Source organism: Breznakia sp. PF5-3, assembly GCF_029504745.1.
Lineage (GTDB): Bacteria > Bacillota_I > Bacilli_A > Erysipelotrichales > Erysipelotrichaceae > Breznakia.
The window spans coordinates 30327-44721 of record NZ_JAQFIQ010000018.1 but is presented as its reverse complement, the minus strand read 5'-3'; the positions used below and the strand labels follow the sequence as shown (position 1 = coordinate 44721).

The 14395-nt window shown below is 31.6% G+C and carries 17 protein-coding genes and 1 pseudogene; 15 read left to right on the top strand and 3 right to left on the bottom strand.

All coding sequences use genetic code 11. The features are described 5' to 3' along the window. Window positions 1-291: 291 nt before the first annotated feature. Window positions 292-672 (bottom strand): VOC family protein, encoded by a 381-nt coding sequence (locus M2475_RS05915; RefSeq protein ID WP_277490218.1) that lies wholly within the window; start codon window positions 670-672, stop codon window positions 292-294. Window positions 673-885: 213 nt separating this feature from the next. Between M2475_RS05915 and M2475_RS05910 the strand changes: the two genes are divergently transcribed. The 5 genes from M2475_RS05910 (at window position 886) to M2475_RS05890 (ending at window position 3925) form a co-directional block, all read left to right on the top strand. Further along, on the top strand, window positions 886-1857 hold the full coding sequence (locus M2475_RS05910) for a helix-turn-helix transcriptional regulator (protein WP_277490217.1): 972 nt from the start codon (window positions 886-888) through the stop codon (window positions 1855-1857). A 16-nt stretch (window positions 1858-1873) separates the two neighbouring features. Continuing rightward, window positions 1874-2623 carry a GNAT family N-acetyltransferase gene (locus M2475_RS05905; RefSeq protein WP_277490216.1) on the top strand — a complete coding sequence of 250 codons (750 nt, stop codon included), beginning with the start codon at window positions 1874-1876 and terminating at the stop codon, window positions 2621-2623. 95 nt (window positions 2624-2718) lie between these two features. Further along, window positions 2719-3360, top strand: a complete 642-nt coding sequence (locus M2475_RS05900; protein ID WP_277490215.1) for a TetR/AcrR family transcriptional regulator — start codon at window positions 2719-2721, stop codon at window positions 3358-3360. A gap of 66 nt (window positions 3361-3426) precedes the next feature. Continuing rightward, a complete protein-coding gene (locus M2475_RS05895) occupies window positions 3427-3696 on the top strand; it encodes a hypothetical protein (protein ID WP_277490214.1) in 270 nt (89 codons plus the stop codon). 19 nt (window positions 3697-3715) lie between these two features. Beyond that, window positions 3716-3925 (top strand): hypothetical protein, encoded by a 210-nt coding sequence (locus M2475_RS05890; protein ID WP_277490213.1) that lies wholly within the window; start codon window positions 3716-3718, stop codon window positions 3923-3925. A gap of 109 nt (window positions 3926-4034) precedes the next feature. Here the strand turns inward: M2475_RS05890 and nrdI are convergent, their stop codons facing one another. Then, window positions 4035-4391 (bottom strand): class Ib ribonucleoside-diphosphate reductase assembly flavoprotein NrdI, encoded by a 357-nt coding sequence (gene nrdI, locus M2475_RS05885; RefSeq protein ID WP_277490212.1) that lies wholly within the window; start codon window positions 4389-4391, stop codon window positions 4035-4037. 162 nt (window positions 4392-4553) lie between these two features. Here nrdI and yaaA point away from each other — a divergent pair, with 162 nt between their 5' ends. The 4 genes from yaaA to ytvI all read left to right on the top strand — a co-directional run bounded on the left by yaaA (window position 4554) and on the right by ytvI (window position 7604). Continuing rightward, window positions 4554-5306: a peroxide stress protein YaaA gene (gene yaaA / locus M2475_RS05880; RefSeq protein ID WP_277490211.1), complete on the top strand. Its 753-nt coding sequence runs from the start codon at window positions 4554-4556 to the stop codon at window positions 5304-5306. Between the two features lie 74 nt (window positions 5307-5380). Continuing rightward, on the top strand, window positions 5381-5908 hold the full coding sequence (locus M2475_RS05875; protein ID WP_277490210.1) for a DUF308 domain-containing protein: 528 nt from the start codon (window positions 5381-5383) through the stop codon (window positions 5906-5908). A 100-nt stretch (window positions 5909-6008) separates the two neighbouring features. Then, a complete protein-coding gene (locus M2475_RS05870; protein ID WP_277490209.1) occupies window positions 6009-6431 on the top strand; it encodes a GNAT family N-acetyltransferase in 423 nt (140 codons plus the stop codon). Window positions 6432-6512: 81 nt separating this feature from the next. After that, a complete protein-coding gene (gene ytvI, locus M2475_RS05865; protein WP_277490208.1) occupies window positions 6513-7604 on the top strand; it encodes a sporulation integral membrane protein YtvI in 1092 nt (363 codons plus the stop codon). Between the two features lie 53 nt (window positions 7605-7657). Here ytvI and asnA read toward each other — a convergent pair whose 3' ends face one another. Further along, complete coding sequence (asnA, locus tag M2475_RS05860) at window positions 7658-8671, bottom strand: aspartate--ammonia ligase (RefSeq protein WP_277490207.1); 1014 nt, start codon at window positions 8669-8671, stop codon at window positions 7658-7660. Window positions 8672-8800: 129 nt separating this feature from the next. On the opposite strand from asnA, the gene M2475_RS05855 reads away from it, so the two are divergent. The 6 genes and pseudogenes from M2475_RS05855 to M2475_RS05830 form a co-directional block, all read left to right on the top strand. Continuing rightward, window positions 8801-9118: a hypothetical protein gene (locus M2475_RS05855; RefSeq protein WP_277490206.1), complete on the top strand. Its 318-nt coding sequence runs from the start codon at window positions 8801-8803 to the stop codon at window positions 9116-9118. Window positions 9119-9196: 78 nt separating this feature from the next. After that, complete coding sequence (locus M2475_RS05850; RefSeq protein ID WP_277490205.1) at window positions 9197-9529, top strand: rhodanese-like domain-containing protein; 333 nt, start codon at window positions 9197-9199, stop codon at window positions 9527-9529. Window positions 9530-9674: 145 nt separating this feature from the next. Next, window positions 9675-12278 (top strand): calcium-translocating P-type ATPase, PMCA-type, encoded by a 2604-nt coding sequence (locus tag M2475_RS05845; protein WP_277490204.1) that lies wholly within the window; start codon window positions 9675-9677, stop codon window positions 12276-12278. Window positions 12279-12622: 344 nt separating this feature from the next. Continuing rightward, on the top strand, window positions 12623-12907 hold the full coding sequence (locus tag M2475_RS05840) for an autorepressor SdpR family transcription factor (protein WP_277490203.1): 285 nt from the start codon (window positions 12623-12625) through the stop codon (window positions 12905-12907). Beyond that, window positions 12891-13565 (top strand): SdpI family protein, encoded by a 675-nt coding sequence (locus tag M2475_RS05835; protein ID WP_277490202.1) that lies wholly within the window; start codon window positions 12891-12893, stop codon window positions 13563-13565. Before M2475_RS05840 ends, M2475_RS05835 begins: the two co-directional genes overlap by 17 nt. A gap of 346 nt (window positions 13566-13911) precedes the next feature. Next, window positions 13912-14151: pseudogene (locus tag M2475_RS05830) on the top strand (transposase); the annotation flags it as partial. Window positions 14152-14395: the final 244 nt, after the last annotated feature.

Here is a 14395-nt window from a genome sequence, read left to right as displayed (position 1 = left end):
ATAATATAAGACATTATCACAATGAAAAAGTAAGAAAAATGGAATCTGAGCAAAAAGTGAATTAGTTTTCCACATAGGATAGAAGATATTATAAAGGAAATAGTCGAAGTATGGATTCGACCTTTTTAAGGGCTGCAGTTTTCCACGATTTCTCCAAAATGGCATAGAAAAAAGGCTGTTAACCTTCAAGGCGATAAAAATCACCTATCTGTCACAGCCCCTTTTTATATACTACAAATAAATAGCTAATCTTTATAAGATTAGCTATTTAACAAGTTCATTTTTATATTTCTATGTGCTTAAATACCATGTAAATCCAAATTTGTCCAAAACCTCTGCGCCTCCATCTTCTTGGTGTGGTGCAGGATGTGGAGTAAAGCTTTGTATCAATTTACCACCCTTTGCAAGTTTTACAGAAATTTCTTCTATTATTTTTCGTGATGGTAGTACAACACAAATTGCCATTCCCGAAATTACGACAGGATCTTTTACATCGGCACCCATAATGCATCCTTCATATTTTGAAAAAGAAACACTTGCATGCATGATAGGATTGTTTGGATCATTGTTCAATCGTACAAAATCAGTTTTGCCACCTCCGAATGCTTCAGCATACAAAGTAAAAGCTTCTTCACAGTTCCCATTAAATGTTAAATATGGAGTTATCATCATTAAATCCTCCTTAATAAATTCTATATGAAATGATTATATCATTTTTGAAATGTATTACAATGAAAATTAAGTCTCTCTCTTTTTGAAAAGCAATGTCGAGTAAGAAATAAAACAAGTTATTGAATACGCTAAAAAGAGAAAGATTAGAATAGCAAGTGAAATCAAGTAATTTATTCATAAATTTTATATAATAGTATAAGGTGTGGTGATATTATGTATACATGGAAAAAACAGATTCAAATAATTGTGGATGAAATTGATGAGTGTATAAAACAATATAACAATGAAGCATTAACACTACGTTTGCTTTCTGATAAGCTAGGGTATTCTGAATTTTATATGACTAGAAAATTCAAAGAAATATCGGGGATGAAATTTAGAGAATATGTAATACATAGAAAATTAGCGTTTGCATTAAAAGAAGTTCGTGATAGTGATAAGTCTATTTCTGAAATTGCTTTTACTTATGGATTTTCCTCACACGAAGCATTTACTAGATCTTTTAAGAAAGCCTATGGAGTTTCGCCAAGTAGATATCGGAAAAATCCAAAACCACTTGTTCTTCGTACTAAAATAAATACGGTTGATCGCTACTTTCTAGGAAGTGAAGAACTTGGTATGATAAATTCAATAGAAGATATAAAAATCTATTATGTGACGATTCCTGCTCATAAGTTTGTATATATTAAAAATTGTGAGAGTAATGGATATTGGGATTTTTGGGAAAAGCAAAATTGTATAGCTGGACAGGATTATGAAACGATTTGTGGATTGCTTGATAGTATGAAAGGAAAGTTAGATGATTATGGTAGTAGTGAAGTCAATGGTGGAAGTGGTCAAGTTATGGCTTATATAAATGATCTAAATGGAAGGCTTTGTGATTGGGGGTTCTTACGGAGTGAGTGTTATGGGGCGAGACTTCCAAAGGATTACAAGGGATATATTCCAAAACAAATGGATTTGCTTGAAATTCCAGAAGCTGAATACCTTGTTTTTGAACATGGGCCATTTGATTATGAGCAAGAAAGTGTTTATATTGAAGAAAGAGTTGAAAAGATAATGGCTACTTTTGACTTTACGAATACAGAATATTGTTTTGATATGAGCGCAGGGAGAATAATGTATTTCTATTATGATCCAGAGAGGTTTTGGAAATATGTTAGACCAGTAAAAAGAAAGAAATGATAAAGAGGTGTAGAGAATGGATAATTTTATTAATATAACGGAAGAAAATCTTGTAAATGAGCATATTTGTTGTATTATTCGAAGTAAAAAAATACATCCAGGTATTGAAGCTAAAAAGAAATGGTTGTCAGATAGACTTAAGGAAGGTCATGTGTTTAGAAAATTAAATGCTAAAGCTATGGTATGTATTGAATATGCACCACTTGAAAAAGCATGGGTTCCCATTGTAGGCGATAATTATTATTATATTTATTGTTTATGGGTATATGGTAGTGATTGTAGAGGAAAAGGGTATGGAAAAGCTTTGATGGAATACTGTATAGCAGATGCAAAGGCAAAAGGGAAATCAGGGATTTGTATGTTAGGGTCTAAGAAACAAAAATCTTGGCTTAGCGATCAATCTTTTGCGAAGAAATTTGGGTTTGTAACAGTTGATGCCACAAAAGATGGCTATGAATTACTCGCTCTTTCGTTTGATAAAACAACACCAAGGTTTACTAAACATGCAAGACAACAAAAAATTGATAACCAAGCTTTAACAATCTACTATGATATGCAATGCCCTTATGTATTTTCATATATTGAAAAAATAGAAGCTTATTGTAAACAAAACGAGATTCCTTTATCACTAATGTATGTGGATAGCTTACAGAAAGCAAAAAGTGTTCCTGGAGTATTTAATAATTGGGGAGTGTTTTATAAAGGAGCTTTTAAAACCGTTAATTTACTAGATATTACAAGCTTAAAAAGGATATTATCAAAATAAAAAAATAAAAATTTCAAAAAGGTGTTGACAACAAATCATTGATATTATATACTGTGAATGTAAACAGACCGACCGACGGTATAGAAAGGTGAGAGATGAGAGTTGTAAAACACCATGATGAAAGAAAGAATGAAATATTGGATACAGCTGAAAAGTTATTTATTACAAAGGGTTATGAAAAAACAACCATCAATGATATATTAAAAGCTATTGGTATTGCCAAAGGAACTTTCTATCATTACTTCATTTCAAAAGAAGAAGTATTGGATGCTGTGATTATGAGAATTATAGAACAAGATATGATCGTTGCAAAAAAAATCGCAAATAGGAAAGATATTCGTCCATTTGATAAAATGCTCCAAATCTTATTATCACAGTCTTCAAGTAGTACGGAAGGGAAAAGTGATATGATTGATCAATTCCAACAACCACAAAATGTTCTGATGAAACAAAGAGCAATGGAACAATCTATGCATTACCTTGGTCCAATTCTAGCAGAAGTGATAGAGGAAGGGAAACAGCAGCAGGAATTTAATACAGCATATCCACTAGAATCCATTCAATTTCTAATGGTTGGTATTCAAACATTATTGGATAGCCCAATGCGAAACAAAGAAGACATGGAGAAGCTATTTCAATCGTTTATTGATATTATCTTTCGTGTATTAGGAGTGAATGAAAAGATAATTCGCAAAGAAGAAGTAACAAATCAAATCAAACAAATTTTTATAAATTAACTCAACAAATGTTGAGTTTAAAAAACACCATTAATAGACCGTCGGTCGGTAAAGGAGGAAAGAAAGATGAACCATACAGAAGTAATTGCAACAATTGCAGAAGAAACAAGCATTAATGAAAGCACATGTGAAGTAGTAGTAAAGGCATATGAAAAGTATTGTGAGAAGAATATTACGAGTGTATCAAAGAAACACATAGAGGCTATTGTTCGTTATATTGTGGATACAACAGATGTGAAAGAAATCGAAGCGAGAGCTGTTATGAATATCTTATTTGATCTTTTAGGGGATCAATTAAGAAGTAAAATACCATTTATGAAAAGCAAAAAATATTAAGGAGAAAGAGAGAAGAACAATGGAAAATAAAAAAACAAGTAAAAAGGGAATTATTATTGTATGTAGTATTTTAGTAGTATTAGGAATTGTATCAAATATCGTTGAACAAAATATTGATAAACATGCAATTAAAAAAGTAGTGACAACACATCTTGAAGAAAAGGATGACGAGCGAATTCAATTTGAAGATAATGAATACCAAGGATTTCTTGAAGAGATAGGATTTTAGTAAAAGGCACTACGATTAAATACTATGACAGTTAAAAAGAAGCAATAAAAAGCTTCTTTTTTCATGATTTGTATCATCTATATAGATGATTTCATCAGTTTGTTTTTCATTATATAGCATTTAAAATATTTTTCACTTTTTCAACGTCTTCATAGGTTCCATCATTTTCAAACTTGTAAAGACAATCAACGCCATAATTTTCAGCGACAACATCGGCTGCTTTGGCAAACACTTCCTCACCATAACTACTATCACCACTTCCAATAACGCCTTTTATGTGGTTTTTGTTATTTGTAAGGAATGACTCTACTTCATATGGTAATTCTCCATAACCATCAGTGTATGTAAGTAAGATGAAGTCTTCGTTGATTGGCTGGTCCCCTTCTATTTTCATGGTATTAGGAATACCTAATTTATCAATAAACAAGTCAATATTTCCTGTTCTTGATGCATATACTATTTTCATATGTATTTCCTCCTTATGTTAGTTTAAGATAACTTATTTAAATATTATCATCTCTTCATGGAAAAGTAATGTATCTTGACCAACAAAAGAATGAATACTATTTTCAAGTTTTAATAATTTAAAAGTAACATATGATATAGTATATCTGGAAGGAGTGAGTATATGATAATTCTTATTTCCCCAACGAAGACGATGGTAGAAAATCCCAATGATACATATTGTATGAGTGAATTTTTTGAGATTAGTAAAAGTATTATGAAAGCATTATCTGGATCTTCAATTGAAGGTTTGATGAAGCTAATGAAGATCAAAGAACCACTAGCGACTCAAAACCATGAGCGGTTTTCAAATTTTTCATTTGATGGAAAGGGTACTTCAGCTATTTTAGCGTATCAAGGAATTCAATATAAATATATGCAACCAGCTTCATTCAATAAGGAAGAAAGGCAATATGCGCAAAAGCATTTACGTATTTTATCTGGTTTATATGGAATATTAAAGCCATATGATAATATTTATCCATATCGATTAGAGATGCAGACAAAGTTATCAATAAATGAATATAAAAATTTATATGCACTATGGAAACCTATTATTTCAAAGTATATTATGGAAGAAATTCAAAAAAGTGAGGAACCATATATATTAAATTTAGCTTCTAATGAATATAGCAAAGTATTAGATGAACAATGTAAAATGTATATGATAACGATAAGCTTTAAAGTTATTAAAGAAGGTATTCCTAAAAATGAAGCAACTCAGGCGAAAATAGCTCGTGGTAGGATGGTGCATTTCTTAGCGAATAAAGATGTGCATACATTGGATGAAATAAAACAATTTCATGAAGATGGGTATCAATATGACGAAACATTATCAAGTGTAAATGAGATGGTGTTTGTGAAAAATAAGAGGTGAATTTAACCTGTGCACTTTACTTTTCATATAGATTGTTTAGTAGTATTCTAAAAGTAGGATAGGAGATGATTTATATGAAAGAAAGTAAAAGCATCGGCTGGCTAGAGCTGGCGGTAGGGATTGTATTTCTAATTTCCGCATTTGTGAGTTTTACAAATCCTGAGAATACATTAGAAGCGTTTGTGATATTGTTTGGTATTGCAGCTATTATGAAAGGAATTGGTACTTTTGTTGGATATACAAAACTCAAATCAATGACTGGTTTGGGAACTAGTTTAGTTCTTATATCTGCTGTTTTAGATGTTATATTAGGTATTTTATTCTTAACAAATTTAGCTTCTGGAGCAATTACATTAGCTTTGTTATTTGCATTGTGGTTTATTTTGGATTCTTTTGTAGGGTTGATGAATTTATCTTATGTGAAAGAAGCAAGTACAGGACTATATTGGGTATATTTAATTTTAAATATATTCTCTTTGATAATTGGGTTTATGATGTTATTTAATCCAATGATTTCACTTGTTACAATTTCGATGTTAGCAGGTATATATTTTACTGTTTTTGGCATCCAGTTTATTATTTTAGCCTTTAACCGTATATAAGAACTTCCTAGTATTAGGAGGTTCTTTTTTATATAATAGCAGTAGAGGTGATGGCATGTGAGAAATTCGAAAATTAAAGCCAAGTGAAGTGAAAGAAGCAATGGAACTTGTATGGAATGTATTTTTAGAGTTTGAAGCAATTGAGTATCCAAAACAAGGAGTTGAAGAGTTCAAACGTTATATTATGGAAGATAATATCTTACAGATGTTGGATAAAAAGGAAATTGTTATCTGGGGATGTTTTGATCGTGAGTTAGTTGGGATGATTGCAGGAAGAATTCCAGATCATATTACCTTGTTATTTGTTGATAAAAGATATCATCGTCAAGGAATTGCGAAACAGTTATTTCAAATAATGAAAGATGATTTTATAAACACTTATCATATTGATAAAATCACTGTAAATTCATCTTTATATGCTAAAGAAGTATATAAGAGACTTGGTTTCTATGAGGTCCAAGAGGTACAAGTTGTAAATGGGATACCGTTTATTTCCATGCAAATGGATGTGGGAAAAGTATAGATAGCAACATAATCTTACATAATTGTTAGGAAATATAAAGGTGATTTTATGTATAATAGAATATAAATAGTGAGGTTTTATATGGAAATGGAAAAACGGAAGAAGTTTTTGGTGAATCTTTGTTATTATATAGCGATTATAGGAATTGTTGTTTTTGTCTTTCGTTATGTAGTTGGCTGGTGTCTGCCATTTATTCTTGGCTTTGGTATAGCTTTTATCATGCAAGGATTGATTAAAAAAATAAGCAAACGTATCAAGATAAAAAATAAGTTTGTATCATTGCTTGTACTGACCTTGTTTTATATTATCGTAGGTGGTTTGGTTACCTTAGGTGTAATGCAGTTATTAGCAATGCTTGGAAGCTTTTTTAAAGACTTACCAGCGTATTACTCTTCAACGATTAAACCAGCTTTAGAAACGCTATTTAGCGGGTTAGAAGATGTTTTAAATAATATTAGTCCAAACTTAGCACAAGGATTAAATGATGTAAATACAGTATTGTTAGATATTGCGAAATCGGTTGCCCCATCCGTATCTTCAAAATCACTTAGTTATCTAACTTCTTTTGCATCGTTTGTGCCATCCTTTCTAATCAGTTTTTTATTAATGATTATATCTTCGTATTTTTTCACGATTGATTTTCAAAAAATAACAAACTTTATTATGCTTCAATTTAATGATAAGACAAAAAACATCATTCGGCATACAAGGCGACATATGGTGCAAACAATAGGTAAATTTATAAAATCTTATGGTATTATCATGTTTATTACTTTTGTGGAATTAAGTATAGGTTTGTTTATTTTACAAATTGATAATGCGATAGCAATTGCTTTTTTAATCGCTGTATTTGATATTCTACCAGTGTTAGGAACAGGTGGAATTATGATTCCATGGATTATTATCACTATCTTGAATGGACAATTAGAATTGGCTATTGGTTTAGCGATTGTATATATCATAATCACTGTTATCCGTAATATCATTGAACCAAAGATTGTTGGTGTTCAAGTTGGAGCACATCCAATTATTATGTTGATATCCATGTTTGTTGGGACAAAGCTTCTTGGTATTTTTGGGATCTTCATTTTACCAATCCTTGTTATTTTGGTAAAAAATTTAAATGAAGAAGGAATTATTCACCTTTACAAGAATCCAAATGATAAAAAATAAAAGGTATGTTTCCTGTCAATTAGGAAAGATACCTTTTTTAGTTGTATAGACCATTATAATAATGGAATATTATTTTTTGCACATGCTTCAATAACATCGTCTGACCACAAGGATGCTTGTACTTCACCAACATGCGCTTTTCTTAGGAAATACATACATAAGCGTGATTGTCCAATTCCACCACCAATAGTAAGTGGTAAATCATGTTGCATAATTGATTTATGATATGGCATTGCTAGACGGTAAGTAGCATTTGCTTTTTTTAATTGTTCATCTAAGACACGATCATTTACTCTTATTCCCATCGAAGATAATTCCAAAGCGGTATCCAACATTGGATACCAAACTAGGATATCGCCATTTAATTGCCAATCATCGTAATCTGGGGCACGTCCATCATGACGTTTACCAGAGTTTAATTTATCACCAATCTGCATTAGGAAAACAGCACCATATTCTTTTGTAATCTTTTGTTCTCTTTCTTTTGGTGATAACGAAGGATATAAATCTTCTAGTTCTTGAGATGTAATATAATGTATTTTTGGAGGTAACATAGCACTTCCTAAAGAAGGATAGTGTTTGATAATTTGATATTCAATCTCCAACAAGATATTATATATTTTATTTACAGTTGTTTTTAAGTAATTTAGATTCCGATGTTTGGTATCAATGATAAGTTCCCAATCCCATTGATCAACATAAATAGAATGGATATTATCCAATTCTTCATCACGACGAATTGCATTCATATCCGTATATAGTCCTTCAAACTTTCCAAGATCGTAACGTTTTAAAGCATCTCTTTTCCATTTTGCTAGAGAATGTACGATTTCGATTGAACGATTGTTGATATCAGGAGCATCAAAGGAAATAGGACGCTCAATCCCATTTAAATCATCATTTAAACCACTATCAGCTTGAACAAAAAGTGGGGCTGATACCCGAGTAAGATGTAAGGCTTCACCTAACCTTCTTTCAAATGTATCTTTTACTAACTTTATTGCAATTTCCGTCTCTAATAAAGATAGTGATGGTGTATATCCACTAGGGACAATTGTTTTTCCCATAAGTTCAACTCCTTTTCCATTAATAATAGTATATATTATAGGTGTTGTCAAAATGAAATTAATAGAAATTGTATTACTATGAAAGGATTGCTATAATTAAAAAAGATACCTAAAGGAGGGAACATTATTATGGAAGTATACGTAATAGAAAATCATGATGGAGAGGGAAAATTTCCTACTTTTCCTAAAGGCAGCAAAGTTGAAAACATTATCCCATGTAAACAGTATACATACTGGTCAAGTGGTGTAATAGATGGATATGAAACATATATTCCCAATACATATATTGAAAACAATTGTTTAAACTGTGATTATAATCCAACCGAATTGGTTGTGAAAGCAAAGGATTGTGTTGAACTTATAAAGGTTGTTTTTGATTGGGGTTATGTAAAAAGTAAGCATGGTGAATATGGTTGGTTGCCATTTGGAATCTTATATATGAAGTAAAATATATCTTTTTATGTGCATAATATTAGTAGTGAACTTCTATATATTATAAAATATATATTGATAGGAGTTAGAGATATGTTTAATAAAAATGAAGAAATATATGTAAGAGAATTGATAGAGAAGCTAAAAGAGAAGCCTTTGATTGTCGATGTTCGAGAACCTGATGAATATCAAGGTGGTCATATTCCATCATCTATTAATATTCCTCTTGGTCAAATTGATTATTATGAACCTCCAGAAGAGGTATTCTTGGTTTGTCATTCAGGAAGAAGAAGTCGTGCTGCGGCTTTGATATTAAAGGATAAAGGCTATTCAGCAAGAAGTGTAAGTGGCGGATTGTTGAAGTGGAATGGACCACTTGAAGAAGTAAATGGAGATAATGATACGTTAAATAAGATGACTTTATAATGGATATGAAAGTCTGATTAGAATTATTTTTATATTGTAAGAAGATGCTAGGTACTAGCATTTTTTCTTTTGTCATGTAAAAATTTAGATTTTTGAGGTAATCAAGTATATAATAATAGTATTATATAGTGAAAGGATGAATGAGATGTTAGCACATAATAAAAGCGCAGAAGATGTAATCAAAGAATTACATTCTGATGAAATTAAGGGATTATCAGATGAACAGGTAAAAACATATTTAAATACATATGGAGAAAATAAATTAAAAGCACAGAAAAAGAAAACTATCTTGATGAAATTTTTGGAGCAATTTAAAGATGTAATGATTTTAATCTTGCTTTTAGCAGCTTTGATTTCTTTTGTTGTGGCCATCATGGAACAGCATTTATCTGGTTTTTTTGAGCCTCTTTTGATTCTTGTTATTGTCGTTTTAAATGCCATTGTTGGTGTTTATCAAGAGAATAAAGCAGAGAAGTCATTGGAAGCACTAATGAATATGACAACTCCACAAAGTCGTGTAATTCGTGGTGGTGAAGAAAAAGTAATCGATACACTAAATCTAGTCCCAGGGGATATTATTAAGTTGGAGGCTGGCGATTTTATTCCAGCAGATGCGAGATTGATTAGTGCGAATTCCTTAAAATCAGATGAATCGGCATTAACTGGGGAATCAGTACCTGTGGATAAGAACGCAAATTTGATTGTTGATGAAAAAGAACCGTTAGGTGATCGATTAAATATGGTGTATTCGGGATGTTCTATTACAAATGGGACAGCGATAGCAATTGTAAGTGCAACCGGAATGGATAGTGAAATGGGTAAGATAGCAGGTCTATTAGACAGCGCAGTTGATACCAAAACACCACTTCAAGAACGCTTAGCTGTGTTGGGTAAATATTTAGGAATCATAGCACTCATCGTTTGTGCAATTATTTTTGTGATGGGAATTATTGATGGAATGCCAATTATGGAAATCTTTATGACAGCTGTTTCTTTGGCTGTTTCTGCAATTCCTGAAGGTCTCCCAGTTATTGTTACCGTGGTTTTATCTATTGGTGTAGAGCGAATGGCAAAGCAAAATGCGATTGTAAAGAAATTACCAGCTGTAGAAACCTTGGGAAGTACTTCCATTATTTGTTCGGATAAAACAGGAACATTGACACAAAATAAAATGACCCTTGTAAAAGCATATGATGAGAAAACGGGAATGGAAGACATCTCATCTGATAATTCAGAAGCAATTCGTAAATTACTTGTCTATGGGATGCTTTGTAGTGATGGATCGATTGTGATTGAAGATGGTAAAGAAGTATCCATTGGGGATCCTACTGAAACAAGTATTATTGCAGCAGGGATTAAAAATGGTATTTCTCAAGAAGTAATTAATGAAAATTATCCGCGTTTGTTGGAGTTACCATTTGATTCGGATCGTAAAATGATGACTACTATTCATAAAATGGATGGCAAAAATATTGTAATCACCAAGGGTGCTTTCGATGTAATGCGTGAACATTGCAGTGTTGGGGATCTTGGAAAAGCTACCCAAGTAGTAGAGGATATGAGTAAAGAAGCATTGCGAGTGATTGCAATTGCATATAAAGAGATTGATGAAATACCAAGTGAAGTTGTTTATGATGAGATAGAAAATGATTTGAATTTCATTGGTCTTGTGGGGATGATTGACCCTCCTCGTGAAGAAGTAAAAGAAGCAGTAAAGGTTTGTCAACACGCAGGGATTAAACCAATTATGATTACTGGTGACCATGTATTAACTGCGGAAGTAATTGCTCGAAATCTTGGTATTTTCCATGATGGAGACGTTGCCTTAACCGGTGTGCAGTTAGCATCGATGAGTGATGAAGAGTTGGATGAAAAATTAGCTTCTATTTCAGTTTATGCTCGAGTATCTCCAGAAGATAAGATTCGGGTTGTAAGAGCGTGGCAGAGCAAGGGGAAAATCGTTTCTATGACTGGTGACGGTGTAAATGATGCGCCTTCTTTAAAAGCTGCTGATATCGGTTGTGCGATGGGTATTACAGGTACCGATGTGGCAAAAAGTGCAGCTGATTTAACCTTGATGGATGATAATTTCGCAACCATTGTTGAAGCTGTAAAAGAGGGACGTGGAATCTATAGTAATATTCGTAAAGTTGTAGCTTTTCTGTTGGGTACCAATATTGGTGAAATTGCTTTGGTATTCTTCTCAATGCTATTTTGGCGAGTATCTCCATTGCTGTCAATGCAATTATTGTGGATTAACTTAGTAACCGATAGTTTACCAGCGATTGCTTTAGGTACAGAACCAATTGAAGAAAGTGTTATGGATGAAGCACCAAGGCCTAAAAATGAAGGTATTTTCGCACATGGATTAGGTGTGCGTGTTGCATTACAGGGATTCATGTTTGGTGGCTTATCTTTATTGGCATTCAAATATGGATTTGATCATGATGGATTGGGAGCAGCTAGAACAATGGCCTTCATTGTACTAGGTCTTTCACAAATCAATCACGCATTTAATATGCGTTCTCATAAATCGATATTTAAAATTGGTATTTTTACCAATAAGAATCTGAATAAGGCTGCAGCCCTATCGATTGTAATGATGTTGTTTGTAATTTTTGTACCACCGATTACTAAGATTTTTGGATTGGTACATTTACCAATAGAGTTATATTTGATTTGTTTAGCACTTAGTTTGGCACCAGTTTTAGTTCTAGAAATTGCAAAAGCGCTAAAGTTGGTTAAATAATTTTAAGAAGATGCGTAAAGCGCATCTTTTTATTATATGAGTGAAGCAATACAAACTACCTGCTAAGCAGGTGAGAAATATAAAAAGCGAAAGCGTTCAGTGAAAATATAAATTACCTTCTATACAATATGTACAAAAGAGGAATACAAATTTTTTTAAAAGTATTATTGTTTACTGGACATTATACAAAGGAATTCATGTAAAATTGTCATCTTTTAATAGTCATATATCCTTTTTATATTCCTACGTATATTTACACTAATGAATATTATAAAATATTGATTATTATAAAGAAAAATGTTAAAATCTATTTAAATAATCATTTAAATAGATTGGGGGTCTTTATGGGAATTTCTGAAACATTAAAGGCAATGTCTGATCCAATAAGGAGAGATATTCTTTTTCTTCTGAAAAATAAAGGTAAAATATCAGCGGGGGATATTACAAAAAATTTCAATATTACTAATGCAGCAATTTCATATCATCTAAATTTGCTAAAAAAGGCAGATTTAGTGTTTGAGACAAAATATAAAAACTATGTATACTATCAAATTAATACATCGATATTTGAAGAATTAACACTATGGCTAAAACAGTTTGAAGGAGGAAAAGATGGAAATAAGAAATAAACTTACAAATACTTTAATTGTTATATCACTGCTTGGATTACTTGTTATCATTTTTATGCCAACATCATTCCCCATGCAGTACAGCTTTAGCGGGGAAATTTCACGATGGGGAAATCGTTTTGAGTTTCTTGGTTATTGGATGATACCTGTTTTTTGTGGTTTTATTACCAAATGTTATATAGCTTATCAAAGAAATAAATATAAAATAAGTCCAGATGAACATTTGCGTAATGAAAAGCCTTTACTAACGTTTGCTATAATCTTTATGACAATTTTTGATAGTATATTGATATTTGTAGTAACACAGGGTTTCATTTTACTATCTACTAAAGCAACTGTTTCCACATTTCCTTTTATAAATGTTGCTATCGGATTAGCAGGGATTTTAATTATAGTTGTTGGAAATTATTTTCCTGTACTTGATTATAATTCGATGATTGGATTCAAAAATACATGGAGTATTGCAAATGAAAAATCTTGGGAATTAACACATAGATGGATAGGTAGGGTGTTTCTTATTTTCGGATTTTCACTAATCCTATATGCTGTTTTGTCACAAGCAAATACATTTAATACAATTATCTTCTTTATTCTTGTAGGTTCTTGTGTAATCGTATCTTATATTATTTCCTATATTGCCTATCAAAAAACAAAATAACAATTCTATTATTATCCCCTTAAATGCTTATTAGGTATAGATATTTGACAATACAGTGACATTGAAAATTTTGAATACAATAAATAATATGGATATTTGGAATCAAAAATGCAGACAAATAATGATATACTATACTAGAAAATATATGATTTATAGCATTATGTCGAGTAGGAATTAGTTGCCCCTTATTTTAAAGGGTTTTAGATTTGACACCAATTTAGTGGGAACCAAAACTACCTGCTAAGCAGGTGAGAAATGTAAAAAGCGAACGCGTTCAGTGAAAACATAAAATTACCTCCTATACAATATGGATGAATACTCGCCATATAGCAATAGGAGGTAATTTATGTTTAAAAAGAAAAAAGGTATCGATGAAAGCCAATTGTTCCACACAAAATGAAACTGTCAGTATCATATTGTGTTTATTCTAAAATACCGCAGAAAAGTAATCTATGGTGAATTGAGGAGGGACATTGGCGTTATCCTCAGACGTCTTTATGAATACAAAGACGTAGAGATTATTGAGGCGAATGCATGCGTGGGTTATACCCATATGTTGGTTATCATACCGTCTAAAATCAGTGTATCACAATTGCGAATATTCAAAAAGCTCCCATATGGGAGTTGCCAATATTCATCCCCTTATAGGGGTGGATTTTTTATTTTGGTATATGAAAAATCAAAATTGGAATAGATAAGTAGCCAAAAATGGAAAATATTATATAAAATTCATAAAAAATGGGAAATGAGAGAAAATTATAGAAAAAATATGATGCTATGAAAAAATGAATAAAACACTATAAATAAAGGAGAATCTGATGATTTGTCAG

Bases quoted from the DNA above. Each gene is read 5' to 3' on its own strand.
- yaaA (WP_277490211.1), top strand. From the start codon at position 4,554: ATGATAATTCTTATTTCCCCAACGAAGACGATGGTAGAAAATCCCAAT.
- M2475_RS05890 (WP_277490213.1), top strand. From the start codon at position 3,716: ATGGAAAATAAAAAAACAAGTAAAAAGGGAATTATTATTGTATGTAGT.
- M2475_RS05910 (WP_277490217.1), top strand. From the start codon at position 886: ATGTATACATGGAAAAAACAGATTCAAATAATTGTGGATGAAATTGAT.
- M2475_RS05875 (WP_277490210.1), top strand. From the start codon at position 5,381: ATGAAAGAAAGTAAAAGCATCGGCTGGCTAGAGCTGGCGGTAGGGATT.
- M2475_RS05855 (WP_277490206.1), top strand. From the start codon at position 8,801: ATGGAAGTATACGTAATAGAAAATCATGATGGAGAGGGAAAATTTCCT.
- M2475_RS05915 (WP_277490218.1), bottom strand. From the start codon at position 672: ATGATGATAACTCCATATTTAACATTTAATGGGAACTGTGAAGAAGCT.
- nrdI (WP_277490212.1), bottom strand. From the start codon at position 4,391: ATGAAAATAGTATATGCATCAAGAACAGGAAATATTGACTTGTTTATT.
- M2475_RS05905 (WP_277490216.1), top strand. From the start codon at position 1,874: ATGGATAATTTTATTAATATAACGGAAGAAAATCTTGTAAATGAGCAT.
- M2475_RS05845 (WP_277490204.1), top strand. From the start codon at position 9,675: ATGTTAGCACATAATAAAAGCGCAGAAGATGTAATCAAAGAATTACAT.
- M2475_RS05870 (WP_277490209.1), top strand. From the start codon at position 6,009: ATGGAACTTGTATGGAATGTATTTTTAGAGTTTGAAGCAATTGAGTAT.
- M2475_RS05840 (WP_277490203.1), top strand. From the start codon at position 12,623: ATGGGAATTTCTGAAACATTAAAGGCAATGTCTGATCCAATAAGGAGA.
- asnA (WP_277490207.1), bottom strand. From the start codon at position 8,671: ATGGGAAAAACAATTGTCCCTAGTGGATATACACCATCACTATCTTTA.
- ytvI (WP_277490208.1), top strand. From the start codon at position 6,513: ATGGAAATGGAAAAACGGAAGAAGTTTTTGGTGAATCTTTGTTATTAT.
- M2475_RS05835 (WP_277490202.1), top strand. From the start codon at position 12,891: ATGGAAATAAGAAATAAACTTACAAATACTTTAATTGTTATATCACTG.
- M2475_RS05900 (WP_277490215.1), top strand. From the start codon at position 2,719: ATGAGAGTTGTAAAACACCATGATGAAAGAAAGAATGAAATATTGGAT.
- M2475_RS05850 (WP_277490205.1), top strand. From the start codon at position 9,197: ATGTTTAATAAAAATGAAGAAATATATGTAAGAGAATTGATAGAGAAG.
- M2475_RS05895 (WP_277490214.1), top strand. From the start codon at position 3,427: ATGAACCATACAGAAGTAATTGCAACAATTGCAGAAGAAACAAGCATT.